Raw genomic sequence first — 21,612 nt, 5'->3', positions numbered from 1 at the left:
TTTTATTTTGTCGGCCGGATAAGCAAAGCGCATCCGGCGCCACGAGGCTCAGCCGTTAAAGCGGGACAGCGCAAACGGTGATAAATCATATTCTGGCGTTTTCTGCTGCGCAAACTGTGCGGCAATTTCCCCTAGCACGGTGGCAAACTTAAAGCCGTGACCGCTCAGGCCGCCGATAAACAGCACATCCGGCTGGCCGGGCAGGGTGTCGATAATAAAATCTTCATCCGGCGTGTTGTCATAGGTGCAGGCTGCACCGTACAGGCAGCCGCCAATGCCAGGTAGGATCTGGCGCAGGAAGCTGAAGGCTTCAGAACCGTCGGTTGCCACGGTGCCAAACGCTTTGCGTTCTTCCGGACTATTGATGACCTGACCGCCGTTATGCTTGCCAATTTTCAGCTCATTCTCCACCGCCGGGAAACCGTAGAACTGGTCGCCGTTCGGCAGCTCACCGGTAAAGGCAGGGAAGTTATTTTTGCGGCTATAGCGACCATCGGCCTGGAACCAGGCAAAGACCTTACGCACAGGTTGGATGGGCAGTTCAGGATAGAGCTGCTTAACCCAGGTTCCCGCCGTCAGCAGCAGTTTTTTGCCGCGCCAGCTTCCTTCGGAGGTTTCAATGGCGACGCCGTCGCCATCGTTACGAATGGCGGTGACCGGGCAGTTGAACAGCTGCGCGCAGCCTGCGTCTTTTGCCATTGCAATCAGCGTCTTCACCGCAAGTTCACTTTTCAGCACACCGGAACCCGGCTCAAAGATGGCTTTGTAGTCATTCGGCACGCGAATTTCTGGCCAGCGGGCCATGACCGCCCCGGCATCCAGGTGTTCAACCGCCAGGCCGAACTGCTCGGCACTGTTGGCGACGGTGTTCAGGAAGGTGGAGTCTACTGGGCCAAGGTTGACGACGCCGCTTTGTTCAAACAGCGCTTCGCCGCTGGTGGCGGCCAGTTCGTCCCACAGCGCCTGCGCGCGAAGGACCAGCGGTACGTATTTCTCGCCTTCACCGTAGGCGTGGCGCATCAGGCGGGTATCGCCGTGATGGCTCCCCTGCTGATGAGGGGGCATATGGGCATCGGTCATCAGCACATTTAAACCCGCTTTACGGGCGTAATAACCGGCCGCCGCGCCGACGGAGCCGCTGCCAATAATAATAAGATCGTATTCCATAGTCATTCCCGACACGATGAAAAGCGTAAAGCCAGAGTCTGGTAGAGTAATTAACCCACTGTTGTTATACAAGGGTGAAAATAATTAAGGCACCCGTAGGTGCCTGTTGGTCGTTAATACGACGAAAGTATCAGCATTAATGCCTGCGATACTCATTGACCTGGTAATCGCCAGACTCAATCTTGGCAATCCCGGCTTCCAGTATGGAAATAAACTGACGTGCGACATCGGTGGTTAGCCACAGGGTCTGGCCAACTTCAGCTTCTTTATTGCTCGATTGATTGGGGTCTTGGTAGTGCAGGCGCAGCATCATGGCATCGTAGCTATCAACGGTGCTGATGTCCCATCCGACGAGGGGATGGGTCTGGATGACTTCATTATTCTTTTCCATCATAACCCCTTCTTCATGTGTTAAAAGGCAACAACTCTCGAGGTTTAATGCAATTTTTTGTGAAGCTTTATCAGTATACAACAATTCAATAAATACTCGAGAATTGAAATCAAAAGCAACATAAATTCCTGAATAGACCGGCTGTTCGCACAATAAACAACCATATTGTTCATTGTTTTTGCAGCTAATCTAAAAGATGGGGATAAATGTGAAAATAACAAGCAGAAAAGAACGAAAAAAAGCCGGGGCGACCCGGCAAAAACACAATGAGGGAGCAAATATTAATCGGTGATGAACCAGTCGTCCGCGCTCTCCCAGGTTTCCTGGAGGATCTCGCTGATGCGGTCTTTATCTTCTTTGATGCCGCCGATGACGGAGAGGTTGTTATTGGCCGCGTAGCGCACGCTGACGGTGCCTCCGCTGTCCGGGAATTGGTCGTTAATACGGCGGGAAAGTTCGCCTGCCAGCGCGTCTAGCGCCCCTGCAGGCAGTGCAGTGGTTTTTGCAACGGTAACTTCAATACGCATAATTGCCCCCTGTGTAATATACTGTATATTTATACAGTTACCTTGCGGCTTTTACAACAGGGGGCGTGAAATTATTTTTTCACCGTCCAGCGCAGCGTTTCACCGGCCAGGAACGGCACCAGCGTATCGTCGCTGAGGGCGATGGTTTCGGCAACCTGGCTTTCTTCGCGCACCAGCTCGACAACATCCTCGTTCACCGGCAGGCCGTAGAAGCGCGGGCCGTTCAGAGAACAGAAGGCTTCAAAGTGCTCCAGCGCATTCATCTCTTCGAACACGGTGGCATAGCTACCCAGCGCCGTTGGGGCATTGAAGCAGCCCGCGCAGCCGCAGCTTGCCTCTTTGCGATGGCGGGCGTGTGGCGCGGAATCGGTGCCGAGGAATGCGCGGGTAAAGCCGCTGGCGACGAGTTCACGCAGCGCCTGCTGGTGGATGTTACGCTTCAGAATAGGCAGGCAGTACAGGTGAGGGCGAACGCCGCCAACCAGCATATGGTTGCGGTTGAACATCAGGTGCTGAGGGGTAATGGTGGCGGCGATCAGTTCGTTACCGTCGCGCACGTATTCCGCCGCATCTTTGGTGGTGATGTGTTCGAAGACGACTTTCAGCCCCGGCAGGCGTTGGCGCAGCGGTTCCATCACGGTGTCGATAAAACGCGCTTCACGGTCGAAGATATCAATCTCCGCGTGGGTCACTTCACCGTGTACCAGCAGCGGCATTCCCAGTTTTTCCATGCGCTCAAGCACCGGCATAATGGCATCGGTGCTGGTGACGCCGTGGCTGGAGTTGGTGGTAGCATTCGCCGGATACAGTTTTGCTGCGGTGAATACGCCTTCGTTAAAACCGCGCTCCAGCTCGTTCGGGTCGAGGGTGTCGGTTAAGTAGCAGGTCATCAGCGGCGTAAAGTTGTGCCCGGCGGGCACAGCATCAAGAATGCGCTGGCGGTAGGCGATAGCTGCATCCTCAGTGGTAATTGGCGGAACCAGGTTCGGCATGATAATTGCGCGGCCATACAGTTCACTGGTATACGGGACAACCGTTTTCAGCATCTCACCATCGCGAAGATGGATATGCCAGTCGTCTGGGCGGCGAATTTTCAGAACTTGCGGTAATGCGGTCATTTGAGGCTCCGGCTGGTGGGATATCAGTCATTTTTTGCCGGGCACTAAGGATAAGCGTAAACGTTTCCCTTTGCATCCTTTTCCGTAAAATTTGTTTGTTATGGATGATAATGAAGGGAATTTGAAGTAAGCCCTCTCCCAACGAAGAGGGCTACATGATGTATTCGGGAAATTAGTCAGTGAACGGGATAATAATTTCGCCTGGTTTAACCTCAATACCCTTAGCAAATTTCTTCGCCAGCGCTTCACCCTGGCTTGCATCTTCTTTCAGTACGTAGGCAGGTTGCTTGTTGAAATAAGTGCGCAGCGACTGGTTAAGATAAGGGATTAACGTCTGCACCACCGTTTGCATTTTCTCCGGAGTGACTTTCGCATCCTGAATCTCCATCTCCTGCAGATAGATAGCGCCTTGCTCTTTGTTGAACACCGGCAGCGCTTTCAGCGTCAGCGCGATATTCGCTTTCTGGCTACCGAAAAGAGAATTCATATCCAGCTTGGCGTCGCCGCTTAGCGTCACTTTGTTCGGTTCTTCACGCCCAATGGCGCTAGAGAGGTTGCTCAGGACGATATGGGCATCGGCAACGCCGGGCACGCCAATATCCTTAGAGAAATTATTCCGCTTCTGCAAAGCCTGATTAATTTCCTGCTCGCTGACGGAATACTGCGTGAGCTGATTGCAGCCAACCACCAGGCCGCTGACGATCAGTGCGGCGATAACAAACAATTTTTTCATGAGGTTCCTCAAGGTGAAGCGTTCTGTGCATCCTGACATAAAGCAGCATACTCTGTCCGTAGGACTCTGACAGCGGAAAATACTGAAAGTGCCGTCGCTTGGGCATTCGAGAAACGGATGCTACGCGATTGAGGACATATTTCTACCGCCAGACGTTCGCCCTGTGCGCAATTATGCGGCTTCACTGCCGTGAAGTTGGGATGTCCCTCAGTTCTGATTTGACTTCGTCCCAGCATCTTTAATGTCATCATGTGCCTTTTTCTCATTGAGAAAATCAGCGTCGCTTTCACCGCTTTTGTCATCGTTCATGGCTTTTTTAAAGCCTTTCAGCGCCGCACCAAGATCGGCCCCCATTGAACCGAGTTTTTTCGTTCCGAAGAGCAGAACGACCAGAACCACAATGACTAATAATTTGGTGACGCTAATTTCGCCCATGATGGCACCTTAACTTAAATAGAATGAGCAGTTGCCAGCGCGATGGCTATACAACGTAATTTTTACGGTTGCGAATTTTCGCAAACCGGAGACTATTTTATTTGTCTCTTAATGGCATTGATTTCGAACCCGATAAGATGATGATTGGTCTTGTTCATTTTTTTCAGCATGGGAATGAATGACTGAAGCGGTAACATCTTCAATTTTCCGGACTATCTCACTCTTTCTCGTATTGCCAGCGGCAGGGCTTTTTTATCACAATGCATCATGACAGATTGTTGTTTTCATTGGTCGCCGTGGGAAGGTACAGTTAAACGACCAGGGTGTACGTCAGGTACAGGAGTAGTGAGATGTTTGGCTATCGCAGTAATGTGCCGAAAGTTCGGTTGACCACAGACCGGCTGGTTGTGCGTCTGATTCACGACCGGGACGCCTGGCGTCTGGCGGATTATTACGCCGAGAATCGGCAGTTTTTAAAACCCTGGGAACCTATTCGGGATGACAGCCATTGCTATCCGTCCGGCTGGCAGGCGCGGCTGTCGATGATCAATGAGTTTCATAAGCAGGGAACCGCTTTCTATTTCGCGCTCCTTGACCCGGAAGAAAAAGAGATTATCGGCGTGGCGAACTTTTCTAACGTGGTGCGCGGTTCGTTCCACGCCTGCTACCTCGGTTATTCCATCGGCCAGAAGTGGCAGGGGCAGGGGATGATGTATGAAGCGCTGACCAGCGCTATTCGCTATATGCAGCGTACCCAGCACATTCACCGTATTATGGCCAACTACATGCCGCACAATAAACGCAGCGGCGATTTGCTGGCGCGCCTGGGGTTTGAAAAAGAAGGCTACGCGAAGGACTACCTACTGATTGACGGCGAATGGCGCGATCACGTTCTGACCGCGTTGACCACCCCTCAATGGACTGCAGGTCGATAAGGAGACCCGAATGAAATATCAACTAAGCCCGCTGGAAGCCCGCGTGATTGGCTGCTTGCTGGAAAAGCAGGTCACCACTCCGGAGCAGTATCCGCTCTCTATCAACGGCGTCGTGACGGCCTGTAATCAGAAAACCAACCGTGAACCGGTGATGACACTCAGTGAAGCGGAAGTGCAGGATCAACTGGATACGCTTGTAAAGCGCCACTATTTGCGTACGGTGAGTGGTTTTGGTAACCGCGTGACCAAGTATGAGCAGCGCTTTTGCAACTCGGAGTTTGGCGACCTGAAGCTGTCGACGGCGGAAGTGGCGCTGGTGACGACGCTGCTGCTGCGCGGCGCCCAAACGCCGGGTGAGCTGCGTGGCCGTGCGCAGCGTATGCATGAGTTTGCCGATATGGCGGAAGTCGAAAATACCCTGGAACGCCTGGCGAGTCGTGAAGATGGCCCTTTTGTGGTGCGGTTACCGCGTGAGCCGGGCAAACGCGAAAGCCGTTATATGCATCTGTTCAGCGGGGAAATTGATCTTCAGGCGATAGCGGTGCAAAGCGATGCGCCGGTGGCGGATGAGAGCCTGCTGGCTCGCGTCGAGATGCTTGAAGGTGAGGTTGCCGAACTTAAACAGCGCCTGGATTCACTGCTGGCGCATCTCGGGGAGTAAGCGTTATGGCGAAGATTCGCATTGGTGTCGTTGGGCTTGGCGGTATTGCCCAGAAAGTCTGGCTACCGGTATTAAGTGCCGCAACGGATTGGACGCTCCAGGCCGCCTGGTCGCCGGGCAAAGAGAAAGCGTTGAAAGTATGCGAAACCTATCGGCTGCCTTACGCTGACTCGTTGTCCGCGCTAGCGGCGCAGTGCGACGCGGTCTTTGTGCACAGCTCGACGGCCTCACACTACGCGGTAGTGAGCGAACTGCTAAACGCCGGCGTTCATGTCTGCGTGGATAAACCGCTTGCCGATAAGCTCGACGATGCGGAGCGGCTGGTGGCGCTGGCGGCGCGCAAGAATCTGACGCTGATGGTGGGTTTCAACCGTCGCTTCTCGCCGCTTTACCGCGAGCTGAAAAAGCGCGCCGGGGAGATGTCGTCGCTGCGCATGGATAAACATCGTGCCGACAGCATTGGCCCGCACGATCTGCGCTTCACGTTGCTTGATGATTATCTGCACGTGGTCGATACCGCGCTGTGGCTGGCGGACGGCAAAGCGACGCTTCGCGATGGTGTCCTGCAAACCACCGACGAAGGGCATATGTTTTACGCCGAGCACCATTTCAGCCAGCCGGGACTGCAAATTACCACCAGTATGCACCGTCGTGCGGGCAGTCAGCGTGAATGGGTGCAAGCGGTGGCCGACGGTGGATTGTTTGAGGTGACGGACATGCGTGAATGGCGAGAAGAGCGCGGTTCTGGCATCGTGACCCGGCCTATTCCGGGCTGGCAGACGACCCTTGAGCAGCGTGGGTTTACCGGCTGTGCGCATCATTTTATTCAGTGCGTGCAAAATCAGACGGCTCCGGAAACCGCAGGGGAGCAGGCGATTGCGGCGCAGCGGGTGGTTGAAGGGCTGTGGCGCGAGGCAATCCGCGAGTAGGCAGTCCTAGGCTTCTCAGAGCAACCAGCTGTAACATCTGGCAGTAGCAATTCACTCTGAACCCGGTAGACTAACGCCACTTTTTTAGCGCTCATCCTACGGGCGCTTTAATCCGGGTTGTGGAATCACAAGTTAATGAATCTATTAAAATCGCTGGCAGCCGTCAGCTCGATGACCATGTTTTCACGCGTACTGGGATTTGCGCGTGACGCGATCGTAGCGAGGGTGTTTGGTGCCGGCATGGCAACCGATGCCTTCTTTGTGGCCTTTAAACTGCCAAACCTACTGCGTCGAATTTTTGCTGAAGGCGCCTTCTCGCAGGCGTTCGTACCGATTCTGGCTGAATACAAAAGCAAGCAAGGCGAAGACGCTACGCGCGTGTTTGTCTCCTACGTTTCGGGACTGCTGACGCTGGCATTGGCGCTGGTTACCGTGCTGGGGATGCTAGCGGCACCGTGGGTCATTACCATTACCGCACCGGGCTTTGCCGACACCGCGGATAAGTTTGCGCTGACGACCCAACTGCTGCGCATTACTTTCCCCTATATTCTGCTGATTTCGCTGGCCTCGCTGGTCGGGGCTATCCTCAATACCTGGAACCGCTTCTCCGTACCGGCATTTGCGCCGACGTTCCTCAACGTCAGCATGATTGGCTTCGCGCTGTTTGCCGCGCCGCACTTCCATCCGCCGGTTCTGGCGCTGGCGTGGGCGGTGACCGTCGGCGGCGTGTTGCAGCTGGCTTATCAACTGCCGCATCTGAAAAAAATCGGCATGCTGGTGCTGCCGCGTATCAACTTTAAAGATGCCGGTGCCGTGCGCGTGGTGAAACAGATGGGCCCGGCGATCCTGGGCGTCTCGGTGAGCCAGATTTCACTTATCATCAATACCATTTTTGCCTCCTTCCTCGCGTCAGGTTCCGTCTCCTGGATGTACTATGCCGACCGTCTGATGGAGTTCCCGTCCGGCGTGCTGGGTGTTGCCCTGGGGACTATCCTGCTGCCGTCGCTGTCGAAAAGCTTTGCCAGCGGCAATCATGATGAATACTGTCGCCTGATGGACTGGGGGCTGCGTCTGTGCTTCCTGCTGGCGCTGCCGAGTGCCGTTGCGCTGGGTATTCTGGCGAAGCCGCTGACGGTAGCGCTGTTCCAGTACGGTAAATTCACCGCCTTTGATGCCGCGATGACCCAGCGGGCGCTGGTGGCCTATTCTGTGGGCTTGATGGGGCTGATTATTGTTAAAGTTCTGGCTCCGGGTTTTTACTCACGTCAGGACATCAAAACGCCGGTTAAAATTGCTATCGTCACGTTGATTATGACGCAGGTGATGAACCTTGCGTTTATCGGCCCGCTGAAGCACGCGGGGCTGTCGCTGTCGATTGGTCTGGCGGCCTGCCTGAACGCCGCGCTGCTCTACTGGCAGTTGCGCAAGCAAAAGATCTTCACGCCTCAGCCGGGCTGGACGGCTTTCTTAGTTCGTCTGGTGATTTCGGTGCTGGTGATGTCGGCGGCGCTGATCGGTTTGATGCACGTCATGCCTGAATGGTCGCAGGGAACGATGCCTTACCGTCTGCTACGCCTGCTTGGCGTCGTGGTTGCCGGGATCGTGGCTTATTTCGCCTCGCTGGCGATTCTGGGCTTTAAGATTAAAGAGTTTGCACGCCGGACGGCGTAAAAGAAAGGCACTGCGCGGGGCACATTCTGTGGCCCCGCCGCAATTCAGACTGAATATTTCTTCGCGCTGCGCGCTACTGGGGCACCTGCCGCCTGACCATCCTTGCCGTAAAGTCCGGTTTCCTGGAATGGCTTAAGCACGTCAATCGCCTGCTGGTTGCGAAGGATCTGTCCTTCCAGCAGCCAGCCGTTGTGCTGATTGAGACGACGCAACTGCTGCGTGGTCTCGGTAATCACCTGCCAGCGGTCGCCAATATCGTCATGCGTTTCTCGCTGGGCGTCCTGCTCGACGCGACGCTGCTTCTCCAGATAGTCTAACGTTGCCAGCAGAGAGCTTTTCTCTTCAGTGATGCTGGCAAGCTGCAGGCCGTTGACGTTGCCTGCGGAGAGCTGCAGCTGTTCAGCATCCATCACCGCTTTCAGCGAGTTCAGGATGCTGGTCATTTGGTCCAGTATGGCTGACAAACCGCTCATCTCTTATTTACTCTGCAGATAATCTTGTGTGTCCTGAATAAGCGCGTCGGCGATTTTGCCGGTGTCCATTTTTAATTCACCGTTACGAATAGCGGTTTTCAATTCTTCCACGCGGGCCATATTAATGTCACCGGCAGAAGAACGGGTTAATGCAGTTTGCGCGTTGCTTAACGTTACGCTGGCGCTAGTCGCTGTGGCTGTTTTTTCCGCACGCACTTTTGGCGCGCTGGTCTCAGGGGTTTCACGCTGCTGGACGCTGGTAACCGCTTTCAGAGAAGATGTACGATCGATGCTCATGGTTCTTTCCTCATTGAGGCTCTTGTATGGCGCAGGCGCCGACTCTCTTAAATGTTAATTATCTATCGGCAAGCGACACATATTCTTTATAACGTTTATAGATTAATCAGAATATTCCCATCAGTATCGACCTGTCCGCTCACAATTTGGCCCGACGGCATCCGCACCCGCGCATTCTGCGTGACGGCGGCGTTGTTCATTGCCTGCCCCTCGCCGTTGATACTAAAGCCTTCGCCCTGGGCAATTACCATCACTTTTTGTCCTGCTTTCACTCGCCATGACTGGCGCACCATCGACAGCTGAAGCGGCTGGCCGATAGCGACGTCGCGCAGGCTGATAGCGTCCTGGGCCTGAGAAAGGTTGAGCATCGTTCGTGGCGGCAGCTGATCGAGCCGTCCGCGCATCAGCGTCACGCTTTGCGCTTCAATGGGTGTACCGCGCACGATAGGCGCTGCGGCCACCACATACTCGCCCATGGCCTGCACGTTAACCTGCAAATACTGTTTCGCGTTCCCGCACTGCGCTACCACCGTTAAATTTCCCCACAGCCGCGAATTGCCCGGCGTGCTGAACGCGGGCTCGTCGCATGCGAGCTTAAGGTTTTGCGTATTACGCAGCTTCACGGTGACTTCATTACTAAAGCCGGTCAGACGCTGGGTAAAAAATTCAGTGAGCTGCGTCTGGATATCGGCCGCTAAAGCCAATGGGCTAAAGACCAGTGCCGCAGCGATGAGAGGGGCAATGAGCTGACGCATGGAACGCTCCAGTGAATAGATAATGCACGCATTTTACCCATCTTGTCGCCACATCAACGCAACAAATAGCGACGCATATTGCGTTTATTCCGTCGATGACGCGCGTGTAAGGGGATTTAAGCTGTCGGCTGAAACTTTGTCATTTGCGGAGGAGACATGCTCGACAAACTCGACGCCGCCTTACGTTTTCAGCAAGAAGCGCTGAACCTACGCGCTGAACGTCAGGAAATTCTGGCGGCTAATATCGCGAACGCGGATACCCCCGGGTATCAGGCGCGCGATATTGATTTTGCCAGTGAACTCAAAAAAGTAATGGCGCGTGGACGGCCGGAAAGCAGCGGCGTAGCGCTGACGCTGACCTCCGAACGCCATATTCCCGCGCAGACTGTCTCAACGCCAGAGGCTGATCTGCTTTACCGCATTCCCGACCAGCCCGCGATGGATGGCAACACCGTCGACATGGACCGGGAACGTACGCAGTTCGCCGATAACAGCCTCCAGTACCAGACCGGTCTTACGGTTCTTGGCGGACAAATCAAGGGCATGATGAGTGTCCTGCAGCAGGGGAACTAATCCATGGCATTACTCAATATCTTCGACGTCGCCGGGTCGGCGCTCACCGCGCAGTCCAAGCGCCTCAACGTCGCGGCCAGTAACCTCGCCAACGCCGATAGCGTCGCCGGGCCGGACGGTCAGCCGTACCGCGCCAAGCAGGTGGTGTTTCAGGTGGATGCGCCAATAGGGGCGGCAACCGGCGGCGTGAAGGTGGCTGACGTGGTGGAAAGCCAGGAGCCGGACAAGCTGGTTTATCAGCCGGGGAATCCGCTAGCGGACGCCAAGGGCTATGTACGTATGCCTAACGTGGATGTGGTGGGCGAGATGGTCAACACCATGTCGGCGTCGCGCAGCTACCAGGCCAACGTCGAGGTCCTCAACACCGTGAAAAGCATGATGCTGAAAACGTTGACGCTTGGACAATAAGGGAGATAACCGATGTCTATCGTAGCCAATATTAATGATACCACCAGCAGCAGTTCAGCCTCGTCGGCGCTGAACAGCACCGGGACCAACAGTTCATCTGACCTGCAGAGCAGCTTTCTGACGCTGCTGGTGGCGCAGTTGAAAAACCAGGACCCGACCAACCCGCTGCAAAACAACGAATTAACCTCACAGCTGGCACAGATCAGCACCCTGAGCGGCATTGAGAAGCTCAACACCACGCTCGGTTCCATCTCCGGACAAATCGATAGCAGCCAGTCGTTGCAGGCCAGTTCGCTGGTGGGTCACGGCGTGATGATCCCGGGTTCGACCATTCTGGCCGGGAAAAGCGCTGGCAGCGAGAACGATAGCGTGGACACCACGCCATTCGGCATTGAGCTGACGCAGGCAGCCGATAAGGTCACGGCGACCATCACCGATGGCAACGGCAAAGTTATCCGGACATTGAATATGGGCGCACAGACCGCGGGCGTTCATACCTTTACCTGGGACGGCAAGCTGGACGATGGCACGGCGGCACCGGATGGTGCTTACAACATCAGCTTTGCAGCTAGTCAGGGAACCACGCAGCTGGTGGTTCAACCGCTGCAGTTTGCGCTAGTGCAGGGCGTTACCTTGGGCAAAGACGGCAACAAACTGGATTTGGGAACGTACGGTACCACCACGATGGACCAGGTTCGCCAGATTATCTAAGCCTTTAACAACTTCAGGAGAGACGTTATGGCCTTTTCACAAGCGGTCAGCGGTTTAAACGCGGCTGCCACCAACCTCGATGTTATCGGCAACAACATCGCCAACTCCGCCACCTACGGGTTTAAATCCGGGTCGGCTTCGTTTGCGGATATGTTCGCCGGTTCCAAAGTCGGGCTGGGCGTTAAAGTCGCAGGGATCACCCAGGACTTTACCGACGGCACCACCACCAGTACCGGTCGCGCGCTTGACGTGGCGATTAGCCAGAACGGTTTCTTCCGTCTGGTTGATACCAACGGTGCGGTGTATTACAGCCGTAACGGTCAGTTCTCACTCGATGAGAACCGTAACCTGGTGAACTCTCAGGGGCTGAACCTGACGGGCTACCCGGCAAGCGGCACCCCGCCGACCATCCAGCAGGGGGCAAACCCGGTTGCGCTGTCGATTCCGAACACGCTGATGTCTGCGAAAGCGTCGACTAACGGCACCATGCAAATGAACCTGAACTCAACGGATGAAGCCATTCCGACGACGAAAACCTTCAACCCAAGCGATCCGGATACCTACAACAAAAAGGGTACTGTCACCGTTTATGACAGCCTGGGTAACTCGCACGACCTGAACGTGTACTACGTGAAAACGGCGGCGAACAAGTGGGATGTCTGGACGCAGGATACCAGCGTTAGCGGTGCCGATCCGGTGAAAGCGGCGCAGATGGGCTTCACCGACAGCGGTACTCTGGATACGGTGACAAATTACACCCTCAATACCAGCACTACGCCAGCATCCTGGGATCTCAACGGTACGGCAAATGCGACGCCGGAAATCGCCATTCAGGTTGCCTCACTGAATGGCTCGACGGCGGGAACCTTCAACCTCAGCTTCCTTAACTCCATGCAGCAGAACACCGGCTCTAGCGATGTGGTTGCCACCACGCAGAACGGCTATGCGCCGGGCAGCCTGGTGAGCTATCAGGTTAACGATGATGGCTCGGTGGTGGGTAATTACTCTAACCGTCAAAGCCAGCTGTTGGGCCAGATTGTACTCGCTAACTTCTCCAACACCGGCGGCCTGCAATCCGAAGGCGATAACGTCTGGTCCGCGACCCAGTCTTCTGGCGTGGCGCTGCTGGGGACGGCAGGTACCGGTAACTTTGGCTCGCTGACCAACGGCGCGCTCGAGGCTTCCAATGTCGACCTGAGTAAAGAGCTGGTGAATATGATCGTGGCGCAGCGTAACTATCAGTCTAACGCCCAGACCATCAAAACCCAGGATCAGATCCTCAACACGCTGGTTAACCTGCGTTAATCGTCTAATAGGGTGACCTCATGGATCACGCGATATATACGGCAATGGGTGCCGCCAGCCAGACCATGCAGCAGCAGGCGGTCACGGCGAGCAACCTTGCCAATACATCAACGCCGGGCTTTCGCGCCCAGCTAACCGCCATGCGTGCGGTGCCGGTCGTGGGGCCGTCCGTTGAGACGCGTACGCTGGTGGCTGCCACCACGCCGGGCGCGGATATGACCCCAGGCCAACTGGACTACACCGCACGTCCGCTGGACGTCGCCATTCAGCAGGACGGTTGGCTGGCGGTGCAGTCGGCAGATGGTACCGAAGGCTATACCCGTAACGGTAACATCCAGGTCAGCTCCACCGGGCAGCTCACGATTCAGGGCAATCCGGTGATTGGTGAAACCGGGCCGCTGAGCGTGCCGGAAGGCTCGCAGGTGACCATTGCCTCGGACGGCACTATTTCCGCACTGACACCGGGTGACCCACCTAATACGGTTTCCCCCGTCGGTAAGCTGAAGGTCGTGAAGGCGACGGCAACGGAAGTGGCGCGTGGCGATGATGGACTGTTCCACCTCACGCCGTCGGCGGTTGCGACGCGTGGGCCAACCTTACAGGCTGACCCAACGCTGCGCCTGCAGTCTGGCGTGCTGGAAGGCAGCAACGTAAAACCCGTGGCGGCAATGGCAGACATGATTGCCAGCTCACGCCGTTTTGAAATGCAGATGAAGGTTATCAGCAGCGTGGATGAAAACACGCAGAAAGCTAACCAGTTGCTGTCAATGAGCTAAGGAAAACTATGATCAGTTCATTATGGATCGCGAAAACCGGTCTCGACGCGCAGCAAACCAATATGGACGTTATCGCCAACAACCTGGCGAACGTCAGTACTAATGGTTTTAAGCGCCAGCGCGCGGTGTTTGAAGACTTGCTCTATCAAACCGTTCGCCAGCCGGGTGCGCAATCATCCGAACAAACGACGCTGCCATCAGGCCTGCAGATTGGTACCGGGGTGCGTCCCGTGGCGACCGAACGTCTGCACAGCCAGGGTAACCTGTCGCAGACCAACAACAGTAAAGATGTGGCGATTAAAGGCGACGGGTTCTTCCAGATCCTGCTGCCGGACGGTTCTTCGGCCTATACCCGTGACGGTTCGTTCCAGGTTGACCAGAACGGTCAGTTGGTCACCGCCAGCGGCTATCAGGTACAGCCAGCAATCACCATTCCGGCGAACGCTATCAGCATCACTATCGGCCGTGACGGTATCGTCAGCGTGACCCAGCAGGGGCAGGCTAACCCGGTTCAGGTCGGGCAGCTGAACCTGTCGACCTTTATGAACGACACCGGGCTCGAGAGTATTGGTGAAAACCTGTACATCGAAACCCAGGCCTCCGGTGCGCCGAACGACACCACGCCGGGGCTGAACGGTGCGGGTCTGCTGTATCAGGGTTATGTCGAAACCTCTAACGTCAACGTGGCGGAAGAGCTGGTTAACATGATTCAGGTGCAGCGCGCGTACGAAATTAACAGTAAAGCGGTATCGACGACTGACCAGATGCTGCAAAAACTGACGCAGCTGTAAGGCTTCGCCGGGCGTTCCCCGGAGTCGCTTCGCTCGTCCTGGCTACGACAGGCCGTGTAGCCCGGACGAGGTGTGAATGCCGACTCCGGGCACTCTCGGGGCAAACATTGAGATTCAGAAGAAGAAAGCAATGCAAAAATCCGCAGCGTTTCGTTATCCGCTTTTAACCATTGTCGCCCTCAGCGTGGCAGGGTGTGCTCTGGTGCCGTCTAAGCCGCTGGTGGAAGGGGCGACGACCGCCCAGCCGATTCCTGGCCCGGTCCCGGTGGCGAATGGCTCTATTTTCCAGACCGCGCAGCCGATTAACTACGGCTACCAGCCGCTGTTTGAAGACCGCCGTCCGCGCAATATCGGCGATACGCTGACTATCGTGCTGCAAGAAAACGTCAGTGCGAGCAAAAGCTCGTCGGCTAACGCCAGCCGCGATGGCAAAACGAATTTTGGCTTTGACACCGTACCGCGCTACCTGCAGGGCCTGTTTGGCAATGCGCGCGCCGATGTTGATGCTTCCGGTGGCAACACCTTTAACGGTAAGGGTGGCGCAAACGCCAGCAACACCTTCAGCGGCACGCTGACGGTGACCGTCGATCAGGTGCTGGTCAACGGCAACCTGCATGTCGTGGGTGAAAAGCAAATTGCTATCAACCAGGGCACAGAATTTATCCGCTTCTCCGGGGTGGTTAACCCGCGCACCATCAGCGGCAGCAACACCGTACCGTCCACGCAGGTGGCGGATGCGCGTATCGAATATGTCGGCAACGGCTATATCAACGAAGCGCAGAATATGGGCTGGCTGCAGCGCTTCTTCCTTAACTTATCGCCGATGTAACGAGGTGAACCATGTTTAAAACTCTGCTAACCCTGGCGCTGGTGCTGGTCACCGGCCTGGCGCACGCCGAACGCATTCGCGACCTCACCAGCGTGCAGGGGGTGAGGGAAAACTCGCTGATTGGCTATGGCCTGGTGGTGGGGCTTGATGGCACGGGTGACCAGACGACGCAAACGCCGTTTACCACTCAGAGCCTTAACAACATGCTCTCCCAGTTAGGGATCACCGTGCCAGCAGGCACTAACATGCAGCTGAAAAACGTGGCGGCGGTGATGGTCACCGCGCAGCTTCCGGCGTTTGGCCGCCAGGGGCAGAACATCGACGTGGTGGTCTCTTCCATGGGTAACGCCAAAAGCCTGCGCGGCGGTACGCTGCTGATGACTCCGCTGAAAGGCGTGGACAGCCAGGTGTATGCGCTGGCGCAGGGCAACATTCTGGTCGGCGGCGCTGGCGCCGCGGCCGGTGGAAGCAGCGTGCAGGTGAACCAGCTGAACGGCGGGCGTATTACCGGCGGGGCGACCATTGAACGTGAGCTGCCTACGCAGTTCGGCGCGGGTAACACCATCAACCTGCAGCTGAATGACGATGACTTCACCATGGCGCAGCAGATTGCCGACACCATTAACCGTCGCAGCAGCCTCGGTAACGCTACCGCGCTGGATGCGCGTACTGTACAGGTGCGCGCGCCGGTGGGCGGCAGCGGTCAGGTACGTCTGCTGGCGGATATTCAAAATCTTGAGGTCGGTACCACGCCGCAGGATGCGAAGATCATTATCAACTCCCGTACCGGCTCTGTGGTGATGAACCGCGAAGTGACGCTGGATAGCTGTGCTGTCGCGCAAGGTAACCTGTCCGTTACCGTTAACCGCTCCGCACAGGTGAACCAGCCGGATACGCCGTTTGCTGGCGGCCGTACCGTGGTTACGCCGCAGACGCAAATTGACCTTCGCCAGAGCGGCGGCTCGCTGCAGAGCATTCGCGCAAGCGCCAACCTGAACAACGTGGTGCGTGCGCTGAACGCGTTGGGGGCAACGCCAATCGACCTGATGTCGATTATTCAGGCGATGCAAAGCGCAGGCTGCCTGCGCGCCAAGGTGGAGATTGTCTGATGCTGACCGACAGCAAACTACTGGCGAGCGCCGCCTGGGACGCGCAGTCGCTGAACGAGCTGAAAACCAAGGCCGGGCAGGACCCGCAGGCCAACCTGCGGCCGGTGGCGCGTCAGGTGGAAGGGATGTTCGTGCAGATGATGCTGAAAAGCATGCGTGAAACGCTGCCGAAAGACGGTCTTTTCAGCAGCGAACAGACGCGGCTTTACACCAGTATGTATGACCAACAAATTGCCCAACAGATGACGGCAGGAAAAGGCCTAGGTCTGGCGGAGGAGATGGTCAAGCAGCTGTCGGCGCAGCAGCAGGAGCCGGCCGACAATGTCGGCCAGGTGCCGATGAAGTTCGATATGCAGACGGTTACCAGCTACCAGAACGCCGCGCTGACGCAGATGGTGCGTAAAGCGCTGCCGAAGGCACCGGATAATAGCGACACGCCGCTTTCCGGCGATAGCAAAGACTTCCTCGCCCAGCTGTCGCTTCCGGCACGGCTGGCGAGTGAGCAAAGCGGTATTCCTCACCACCTGATTCTGGCGCAGGCGGCGCTGGAGTCTGGCTGGGGGCAGCGACAGATCCGTCGGGAAAACGGTGAACCAAGCTTCAACCTGTTTGGTGTGAAAGCGTCCGGTGACTGGAAGGGTAAGGTGACGGAAATCACCACCACGGAATTTGAAAACGGCGAAGCGAAGAAGGTGAAGGCGAAGTTCCGTGTCTACAGCTCCTATCTTGAGGCGCTGTCGGACTATGTGAATCTGCTAACGCGTAACCCTCGCTATGCGGCGGTGACCTCGGCATCAACGGCAGAGCAGGGCGCGCAGGCGCTACAAAACGCCGGTTATGCCACCGATCCGCAGTATGCGCGCAAACTCACCAGCATGATTCAACAGCTGAAAGCGATGAGCGATAAGGTCAGCAATGCCTATCGTAACGACATCGAAAATCTGTTCTGACGAGCCTCAAGTTTGCCGTCCGCCATCCGATAAGTAATACCATGGTCTAAAGAAGGAGCGTTCATGTCCAGTTTAATTAACAGCGCGATGAGCGGGCTGAGCGCCGCACAGTCGGCGCTGAATACCACCAGTAACAATATCTCCAGCTATAACGTCGCTGGCTACACCCGTCAGACGACGGTGCTGGCAGCAGCCAACAGTACGCTTGGTGCGGGCGGTTGGGTGGGCAATGGCGTTAATGTCTCCAGCATTCAGCGTGAATATAACGCCTTTATCACCAACCAGCTGCGTTCGGCGCAAAGCCAGAGCAGCGGTTTGAGTACGCGTTACGATCAGGTTTCTAAGCTCGACAACATGTTTGCGAGCACGACCAATAACATCTCGACGACCCTGCAGGATTTCTTCAGCAGCCTGCAGACGCTGGTGAGCAACGCCGAAGATCCGGCGGCACGCCAGACCGTGCTGGGTAAGGCCGATGGCGTGGTAAACCAGTTCAAGGTTGCTGACCAGTATCTGCGTGACCAGGACAAGCAGATCAACCTGAGTATTTCGTCGACCGTTGATCAGATAAACAACTACACCTCGCAGATTGCCAGCCTCAATGACAAAATTTCACGTCTGACCGGCGTAGGCGCAGGCGCATCGCCAAACGATTTGCTGGACCAGCGCGATCAGCTGGTGAGCGACCTGAACAAGCTGGTGGGCGTTGAAGTCAACGTCCAGGATGGCAGCACCTACAACATCACCATGGCAAACGGCTATACGCTGGTGGCGGGGACCAAGTCTAACCAACTGGCGGCGGTACCGAGCAGTGCCGATCCAACGCGGACGACTGTGGCTTATGTTGATAACGTGGCGGGCAATGTTGAGATCCCGGAAAAGCTGCTGACGACCGGTTCACTGGGCGGCATGTTGACGTTCCGCTCTCAGGATCTGGACCAGACGCGCAATAGCCTGAACCAGATGGCGCTGGCCTTTGCCGACGCTTTCAACACGGTGCATAAGCAAGGCGTCGATGCCAACGGCGATACCGGCGAGAATTTCTTCTCCTTCGGCAAACCGTCCGTTCTGGCAAACAGTAAAAATACCGGCGACGCAGAGCTGACGGCAAGCGTTAGTAAGTCATCTGCGGTACAGGCGACGGATTACCGAGTGGTGAAAACCGACAGCGGTTGGCAGGTGACGCGCACTTCCGATAACACCACCGTGAAGCTGGATGCGGATAGCGATGCGACCACGCTGAAATTTGACGGCCTCTCGGTTTCTATTGGCGGAACGGGTGCGGCGAATACCGGTGATAGCTTCACCGTTAAGCCGGTCAGCGACACTATCGTTAACATGAAAGTCGCTATCAGCAGCGAGTCTGAAATTGCGATGGGTCTGCCGGACACTAACGGTGACAGCGTTGGCGAGAGTGATAACCGCAACGGACAGGCGCTGTTGGATCTGCAAAACAGTAAAGTGGTTGGCGGCTCGAAGAGCTTCAGCGATGCCTACGCGGCGCTGGTGAGTAGCATCGGTACCAAAACCTCGACGCTGAAGAGCAGCAGTACCACGCAGGCAAACGTGGTCACCCAATTAACCGAGCAGCAGCAGTCTATCTCTGGGGTAAACCTCGATGAAGAATACGGCAACCTGCAGCTCTATCAACAGTATTACCTGGCCAATGCGCAGGTGCTGCAAACCGCAAGCACCATCTTCGACGCATTAATCAATATTCGCTAAGAAGAGGGACCATCATGCGCGTTAGTACCTTAATGATGTATCAGCAGAACATGAGAGGCATTACCGATTCTCAGTCTGCATGGTTGAAGTATGGCGAACAGATGTCGACCGGCAAGCGCGTTAACCGTGCGTCGGATGACCCGGTTGCGGCCTCGCAGGCAGTCGTCTTGTCACAGGCACAGGCGCAGAACAGCCAGTTTGCGACGGCGCGCACCTTTGCCACGCAGCGCGTGTCGATTGAAGAGAGCACGCTCTCACAGGTGACCACCGCGATTCAGTCGGCGCAGGAAAAGATCGTTAACGCCGGTAACGGCACGCTGAGCGATGATGACCGCGCCTCACTGGCAACTGAACTGCAGGGGATCCGTGACCAGATCCTCAACCTGGCAAACAGTACCGACGGTAACGGGCGCTATATTTTTGCCGGTTATAAAACGGATACGGCACCGTTTGACGACCAGGGCACCTACGTTGGCGGTACGCTCAACGTCGAACAGCAGGTTGATACATCACGTACCATGGTGATTGGCCATACCGGTAATCTGGTGTTTGACAGTGCGACCAGTAACGCGAAGCCGGATGCGGACACCAATATCTTTAAAGCGCTGGACTCCGCGATTGCCGCGTTGAACACGCCTGTTGAAGATGATGATACCGCAAAAGATACGGCGGCAGCGGCAATCGACCGCACTAACCGTAGCCTGAGTAACTCATTGAACAACGTGCTGTCCGTGCGCGCCGAATTAGGTACCCAGCTTAATGAACTCGACAAGCTCGATTCACTGGGTGATGACCGTGCGCTGGCGCAAACACAGCAGATGAGTAACCTGGTCGATGTAGACTGGAACGAAACGATTTCGAATTACACCATGCAGCAAACCGCACTACAGGCAGCGTACAAAGCGTTTACGGATATGCAGGGAATGTCGCTGTTCCAACTGAATAAATAAAACATGTAAGTTTTGACATATCTGGAAACTGGATATGTTTTATCGCCCGCGTCATCACCCCGTCGCGGGCTTTTTTTTAGCTTCTATTGTGCATTGAGCGCGGTGTTACGCAGGCGGTAGGTTTCACTGACGCGAATAGCCAGTGCAACCAGACCCGCAACGGTAGCCAGAATCACCACTCCTTCCCAACCGGCCATGGCGTAAACCTGCGTCCCCAGCACCGACCCAACTGACATCCCAATAAACACCCCGGTGAACAGCAGCGCGTTCAGGCGGCCACGAGCCTGTGGCTCCAGGCTATAAACCAGATTCTGGTGTGCCACCAGACTTGACTGCAGGCCAAGGTCGAAGCCCACGGCAGAGACGGCAATCAGCACCAGTTGCGCCATCGGCGGCAGGGCAGGGAGCAGCAGCATCAGGGCGAACGAGAGGCTGACCAGCAGCGCACCCAACTGAGTGACTTTCTCGGCACCAACTTTATCGGCTAAGCCACCTGCCAGCGGCGCGGCTAAAGCACCTGCTGCACCGGCGATACCGAACCCCCCGGCAACGGCGCTGCCCATGTGATAGTGCTCGGCCAGCATCACGGCAAGCGTAGACCAGAACGCGCTAAAGGCGATAGAGAGAAAACCTTGCGCCATGGCGGCACGGCGCAGCGTTGGGTAGCGACGCCACAGGTGTGCCATCGACACCATCAGCGCTGGGTAGTGCAGCTCTGAGTGGGCGGCAAAGTTTGGCAGCACGCGCCACAGCAGCGCTCCAATCAGCGCGATACTGACGGCAGCAGCCTGATACATCACGCGCCAGCCAAAGAGTTCGCCGACCACGCCGCTTACGGTACGTGATAACAGGATGCCGAGCAGCAGACCGGTCATCACCGTGCCCACCATTTTCCCCTGTTTACCCGCAGGGGCAAGGATGGCGGCGGCGGGCACAATATCCTGCGCCATGGTCGCAGCCATCCCGATAAGCAGGCTTATCGCCAGCAGAGAATGAAATTGCTGGGTCAGGCTATAAATCAGTAGCAGCACGGCCAGCGCCAGACTTTTAAACAGAATCAGCGTTCTGCGGTCATAGCGGTCGCCCAGCGGCAACAGGAATAAAATGCCCAGTGCATAACCAGCCTGAGTCAGCGTGGGAATCAGCCCCATCCCTTCGACGCTGAGATTTAAGGTTGCGCCCATCAGCGGCAGCAGCGGCTGCGCGTAGTAAATGGCGGCGACGCTAAATCCCGCGCCCAATGCCAGGATGAAAATAAGCAGGCTGTTGACCTGTGTTGATGCGGTGTGACTGTTCATGATGTTGTTGTCCTCAACGGTGTATGAGGCGCATTTTCTGTGTCTTTGGGGTGGAGTGGTAGCCAGCCTGGTGGTAAAACAGTTATACGTTTGGC

At 56.0% G+C, this 21,612-nt stretch carries 25 protein-coding genes; 15 read left to right on the top strand and 10 right to left on the bottom strand.

Annotated features, from left to right (window positions below; genetic code table 11):
* Positions 1–48: 48 nt before the first annotated feature.
* From solA to tatA, 6 genes are all read right to left on the bottom strand, one after another.
* Positions 49–1,167, bottom strand: a complete 1,119-nt coding sequence (gene solA, locus MY052_RS14835) for an N-methyl-L-tryptophan oxidase (protein WP_202216010.1) — start codon at positions 1,165–1,167, stop codon at positions 49–51.
* 136 nt (positions 1,168–1,303) lie between these two features.
* On the bottom strand, positions 1,304–1,558 hold the full coding sequence (gene bssS / locus MY052_RS14830) for a biofilm formation regulator BssS (RefSeq protein WP_035896892.1): 255 nt from the start codon (positions 1,556–1,558) through the stop codon (positions 1,304–1,306).
* A 281-nt stretch (positions 1,559–1,839) separates the two neighbouring features.
* Positions 1,840–2,085 carry a DNA damage-inducible protein I gene (gene dinI, locus MY052_RS14825; RefSeq protein ID WP_035896890.1) on the bottom strand — a complete coding sequence of 82 codons (246 nt, stop codon included), beginning with the start codon at positions 2,083–2,085 and terminating at the stop codon, positions 1,840–1,842.
* A 71-nt stretch (positions 2,086–2,156) separates the two neighbouring features.
* Positions 2,157–3,203: a dihydroorotase gene (gene pyrC / locus MY052_RS14820; RefSeq protein WP_248537300.1), complete on the bottom strand. Its 1,047-nt coding sequence runs from the start codon at positions 3,201–3,203 to the stop codon at positions 2,157–2,159.
* A 172-nt stretch (positions 3,204–3,375) separates the two neighbouring features.
* Positions 3,376–3,936, bottom strand: a complete 561-nt coding sequence (locus MY052_RS14815) for a lipoprotein (protein ID WP_035896888.1) — start codon at positions 3,934–3,936, stop codon at positions 3,376–3,378.
* A gap of 207 nt (positions 3,937–4,143) precedes the next feature.
* Positions 4,144–4,371, bottom strand: a complete 228-nt coding sequence (gene tatA, locus MY052_RS14810; protein ID WP_248537299.1) for a Sec-independent protein translocase subunit TatA — start codon at positions 4,369–4,371, stop codon at positions 4,144–4,146.
* A gap of 350 nt (positions 4,372–4,721) precedes the next feature.
* On the opposite strand from tatA, the gene rimJ reads away from it, so the two are divergent.
* From rimJ to murJ, 4 genes are all read left to right on the top strand, one after another.
* The gene (gene rimJ / locus MY052_RS14805; protein WP_035896479.1) at positions 4,722–5,306 is read left to right on the top strand and encodes a ribosomal protein S5-alanine N-acetyltransferase; all 585 of its coding nucleotides are present in this window, start codon (positions 4,722–4,724) and stop codon (positions 5,304–5,306) included.
* Positions 5,307–5,316: 10 nt separating this feature from the next.
* Positions 5,317–5,967 carry a YceH family protein gene (locus MY052_RS14800; protein WP_248537298.1) on the top strand — a complete coding sequence of 217 codons (651 nt, stop codon included), beginning with the start codon at positions 5,317–5,319 and terminating at the stop codon, positions 5,965–5,967.
* 14 nt (positions 5,968–5,981) lie between these two features.
* On the top strand, positions 5,982–6,896 hold the full coding sequence (locus tag MY052_RS14795; protein WP_248538949.1) for a Gfo/Idh/MocA family protein: 915 nt from the start codon (positions 5,982–5,984) through the stop codon (positions 6,894–6,896).
* A gap of 135 nt (positions 6,897–7,031) precedes the next feature.
* Entirely contained in the window at positions 7,032–8,567 is a 1,536-nt protein-coding gene (murJ, locus tag MY052_RS14790; protein WP_123651264.1) for a murein biosynthesis integral membrane protein MurJ, read from the top strand.
* Positions 8,568–8,611: 44 nt separating this feature from the next.
* Here murJ and flgN read toward each other — a convergent pair whose 3' ends face one another.
* From flgN to flgA, 3 genes are all read right to left on the bottom strand, one after another.
* Positions 8,612–9,040, bottom strand: a complete 429-nt coding sequence (flgN, locus tag MY052_RS14785) for a flagella biosynthesis chaperone FlgN (RefSeq protein WP_035896483.1) — start codon at positions 9,038–9,040, stop codon at positions 8,612–8,614.
* Between the two features lie 3 nt (positions 9,041–9,043).
* Positions 9,044–9,337: a flagellar biosynthesis anti-sigma factor FlgM gene (gene flgM, locus MY052_RS14780; protein ID WP_035896484.1), complete on the bottom strand. Its 294-nt coding sequence runs from the start codon at positions 9,335–9,337 to the stop codon at positions 9,044–9,046.
* Between the two features lie 95 nt (positions 9,338–9,432).
* Positions 9,433–10,092: a flagellar basal body P-ring formation chaperone FlgA gene (gene flgA, locus MY052_RS14775; protein WP_202216006.1), complete on the bottom strand. Its 660-nt coding sequence runs from the start codon at positions 10,090–10,092 to the stop codon at positions 9,433–9,435.
* Between the two features lie 156 nt (positions 10,093–10,248).
* Between flgA and flgB the strand changes: the two genes are divergently transcribed.
* From flgB to flgL, 11 genes are all read left to right on the top strand, one after another.
* Entirely contained in the window at positions 10,249–10,665 is a 417-nt protein-coding gene (gene flgB / locus MY052_RS14770) for a flagellar basal body rod protein FlgB (protein WP_035894208.1), read from the top strand.
* A gap of 3 nt (positions 10,666–10,668) precedes the next feature.
* Entirely contained in the window at positions 10,669–11,073 is a 405-nt protein-coding gene (flgC, locus tag MY052_RS14765) for a flagellar basal body rod protein FlgC (protein WP_035894207.1), read from the top strand.
* Between the two features lie 12 nt (positions 11,074–11,085).
* Positions 11,086–11,784: a flagellar hook assembly protein FlgD gene (gene flgD / locus MY052_RS14760; protein WP_202216005.1), complete on the top strand. Its 699-nt coding sequence runs from the start codon at positions 11,086–11,088 to the stop codon at positions 11,782–11,784.
* 27 nt (positions 11,785–11,811) lie between these two features.
* On the top strand, positions 11,812–13,089 hold the full coding sequence (flgE, locus tag MY052_RS14755) for a flagellar hook protein FlgE (RefSeq protein WP_248537297.1): 1,278 nt from the start codon (positions 11,812–11,814) through the stop codon (positions 13,087–13,089).
* 20 nt (positions 13,090–13,109) lie between these two features.
* On the top strand, positions 13,110–13,865 hold the full coding sequence (locus tag MY052_RS14750; RefSeq protein WP_035894203.1) for a flagellar basal body rod protein FlgF: 756 nt from the start codon (positions 13,110–13,112) through the stop codon (positions 13,863–13,865).
* Positions 13,866–13,873: 8 nt separating this feature from the next.
* Positions 13,874–14,656 carry a flagellar basal-body rod protein FlgG gene (gene flgG / locus MY052_RS14745; protein WP_035894201.1) on the top strand — a complete coding sequence of 261 codons (783 nt, stop codon included), beginning with the start codon at positions 13,874–13,876 and terminating at the stop codon, positions 14,654–14,656.
* A 130-nt stretch (positions 14,657–14,786) separates the two neighbouring features.
* Complete coding sequence (gene flgH, locus MY052_RS14740; RefSeq protein WP_035894212.1) at positions 14,787–15,485, top strand: flagellar basal body L-ring protein FlgH; 699 nt, start codon at positions 14,787–14,789, stop codon at positions 15,483–15,485.
* An 11-nt stretch (positions 15,486–15,496) separates the two neighbouring features.
* Positions 15,497–16,594, top strand: a complete 1,098-nt coding sequence (locus tag MY052_RS14735; RefSeq protein ID WP_123651269.1) for a flagellar basal body P-ring protein FlgI — start codon at positions 15,497–15,499, stop codon at positions 16,592–16,594.
* On the top strand, positions 16,594–17,544 hold the full coding sequence (gene flgJ / locus MY052_RS14730) for a flagellar assembly peptidoglycan hydrolase FlgJ (RefSeq protein ID WP_035894197.1): 951 nt from the start codon (positions 16,594–16,596) through the stop codon (positions 17,542–17,544). The genes MY052_RS14735 and flgJ overlap by 1 nt, the downstream gene beginning before the upstream one ends.
* Positions 17,545–17,607: 63 nt before the next feature.
* Positions 17,608–19,269: a flagellar hook-associated protein FlgK gene (flgK, locus tag MY052_RS14725; RefSeq protein WP_202216002.1), complete on the top strand. Its 1,662-nt coding sequence runs from the start codon at positions 17,608–17,610 to the stop codon at positions 19,267–19,269.
* A 14-nt stretch (positions 19,270–19,283) separates the two neighbouring features.
* Positions 19,284–20,219 carry a flagellar hook-associated protein FlgL gene (gene flgL, locus MY052_RS14720; RefSeq protein WP_248537296.1) on the top strand — a complete coding sequence of 312 codons (936 nt, stop codon included), beginning with the start codon at positions 19,284–19,286 and terminating at the stop codon, positions 20,217–20,219.
* Between the two features lie 83 nt (positions 20,220–20,302).
* Here the strand turns inward: flgL and MY052_RS14715 are convergent, their stop codons facing one another.
* Positions 20,303–21,517 (bottom strand): MFS transporter, encoded by a 1,215-nt coding sequence (locus MY052_RS14715; RefSeq protein ID WP_035894190.1) that lies wholly within the window; start codon positions 21,515–21,517, stop codon positions 20,303–20,305.
* Between the last annotated feature and the right edge of the window lie 95 nt (positions 21,518–21,612).

The organism is Kluyvera ascorbata (assembly GCF_023195735.1).
GTDB classification, from domain to species: Bacteria; Pseudomonadota; Gammaproteobacteria; order Enterobacterales; family Enterobacteriaceae; genus Kluyvera; species Kluyvera ascorbata.
The sequence above is the reverse complement of the archived record's forward strand: the minus strand, read 5'-3'. Positions and strand labels throughout refer to the sequence as shown.

Excerpts from the sequence above, each read along its gene's own strand:
- solA (WP_202216010.1), bottom strand. The coding sequence starts at position 1,167 with ATGGAATACGATCTTATTATTATTGGCAGCGGCTCCGTCGGCGCGGCG.
- bssS (WP_035896892.1), bottom strand. The coding sequence starts at position 1,558 with ATGGAAAAGAATAATGAAGTCATCCAGACCCATCCCCTCGTCGGATGG.
- dinI (WP_035896890.1), bottom strand. The coding sequence starts at position 2,085 with ATGCGTATTGAAGTTACCGTTGCAAAAACCACTGCACTGCCTGCAGGG.
- pyrC (WP_248537300.1), bottom strand. The coding sequence starts at position 3,203 with ATGACCGCATTACCGCAAGTTCTGAAAATTCGCCGCCCAGACGACTGG.
- MY052_RS14815 (WP_035896888.1), bottom strand. The coding sequence starts at position 3,936 with ATGAAAAAATTGTTTGTTATCGCCGCACTGATCGTCAGCGGCCTGGTG.
- tatA (WP_248537299.1), bottom strand. The coding sequence starts at position 4,371 with ATGGGCGAAATTAGCGTCACCAAATTATTAGTCATTGTGGTTCTGGTC.
- rimJ (WP_035896479.1), top strand. The coding sequence starts at position 4,722 with ATGTTTGGCTATCGCAGTAATGTGCCGAAAGTTCGGTTGACCACAGAC.
- MY052_RS14800 (WP_248537298.1), top strand. The coding sequence starts at position 5,317 with ATGAAATATCAACTAAGCCCGCTGGAAGCCCGCGTGATTGGCTGCTTG.
- murJ (WP_123651264.1), top strand. The coding sequence starts at position 7,032 with ATGAATCTATTAAAATCGCTGGCAGCCGTCAGCTCGATGACCATGTTT.
- flgN (WP_035896483.1), bottom strand. The coding sequence starts at position 9,040 with ATGAGCGGTTTGTCAGCCATACTGGACCAAATGACCAGCATCCTGAAC.
- flgM (WP_035896484.1), bottom strand. The coding sequence starts at position 9,337 with ATGAGCATCGATCGTACATCTTCTCTGAAAGCGGTTACCAGCGTCCAG.
- flgA (WP_202216006.1), bottom strand. The coding sequence starts at position 10,092 with ATGCGTCAGCTCATTGCCCCTCTCATCGCTGCGGCACTGGTCTTTAGC.
- flgB (WP_035894208.1), top strand. The coding sequence starts at position 10,249 with ATGCTCGACAAACTCGACGCCGCCTTACGTTTTCAGCAAGAAGCGCTG.
- flgC (WP_035894207.1), top strand. The coding sequence starts at position 10,669 with ATGGCATTACTCAATATCTTCGACGTCGCCGGGTCGGCGCTCACCGCG.
- flgD (WP_202216005.1), top strand. The coding sequence starts at position 11,086 with ATGTCTATCGTAGCCAATATTAATGATACCACCAGCAGCAGTTCAGCC.
- flgE (WP_248537297.1), top strand. The coding sequence starts at position 11,812 with ATGGCCTTTTCACAAGCGGTCAGCGGTTTAAACGCGGCTGCCACCAAC.
- MY052_RS14750 (WP_035894203.1), top strand. The coding sequence starts at position 13,110 with ATGGATCACGCGATATATACGGCAATGGGTGCCGCCAGCCAGACCATG.
- flgG (WP_035894201.1), top strand. The coding sequence starts at position 13,874 with ATGATCAGTTCATTATGGATCGCGAAAACCGGTCTCGACGCGCAGCAA.
- flgH (WP_035894212.1), top strand. The coding sequence starts at position 14,787 with ATGCAAAAATCCGCAGCGTTTCGTTATCCGCTTTTAACCATTGTCGCC.
- MY052_RS14735 (WP_123651269.1), top strand. The coding sequence starts at position 15,497 with ATGTTTAAAACTCTGCTAACCCTGGCGCTGGTGCTGGTCACCGGCCTG.
- flgJ (WP_035894197.1), top strand. The coding sequence starts at position 16,594 with ATGCTGACCGACAGCAAACTACTGGCGAGCGCCGCCTGGGACGCGCAG.
- flgK (WP_202216002.1), top strand. The coding sequence starts at position 17,608 with ATGTCCAGTTTAATTAACAGCGCGATGAGCGGGCTGAGCGCCGCACAG.
- flgL (WP_248537296.1), top strand. The coding sequence starts at position 19,284 with ATGCGCGTTAGTACCTTAATGATGTATCAGCAGAACATGAGAGGCATT.
- MY052_RS14715 (WP_035894190.1), bottom strand. The coding sequence starts at position 21,517 with ATGAACAGTCACACCGCATCAACACAGGTCAACAGCCTGCTTATTTTC.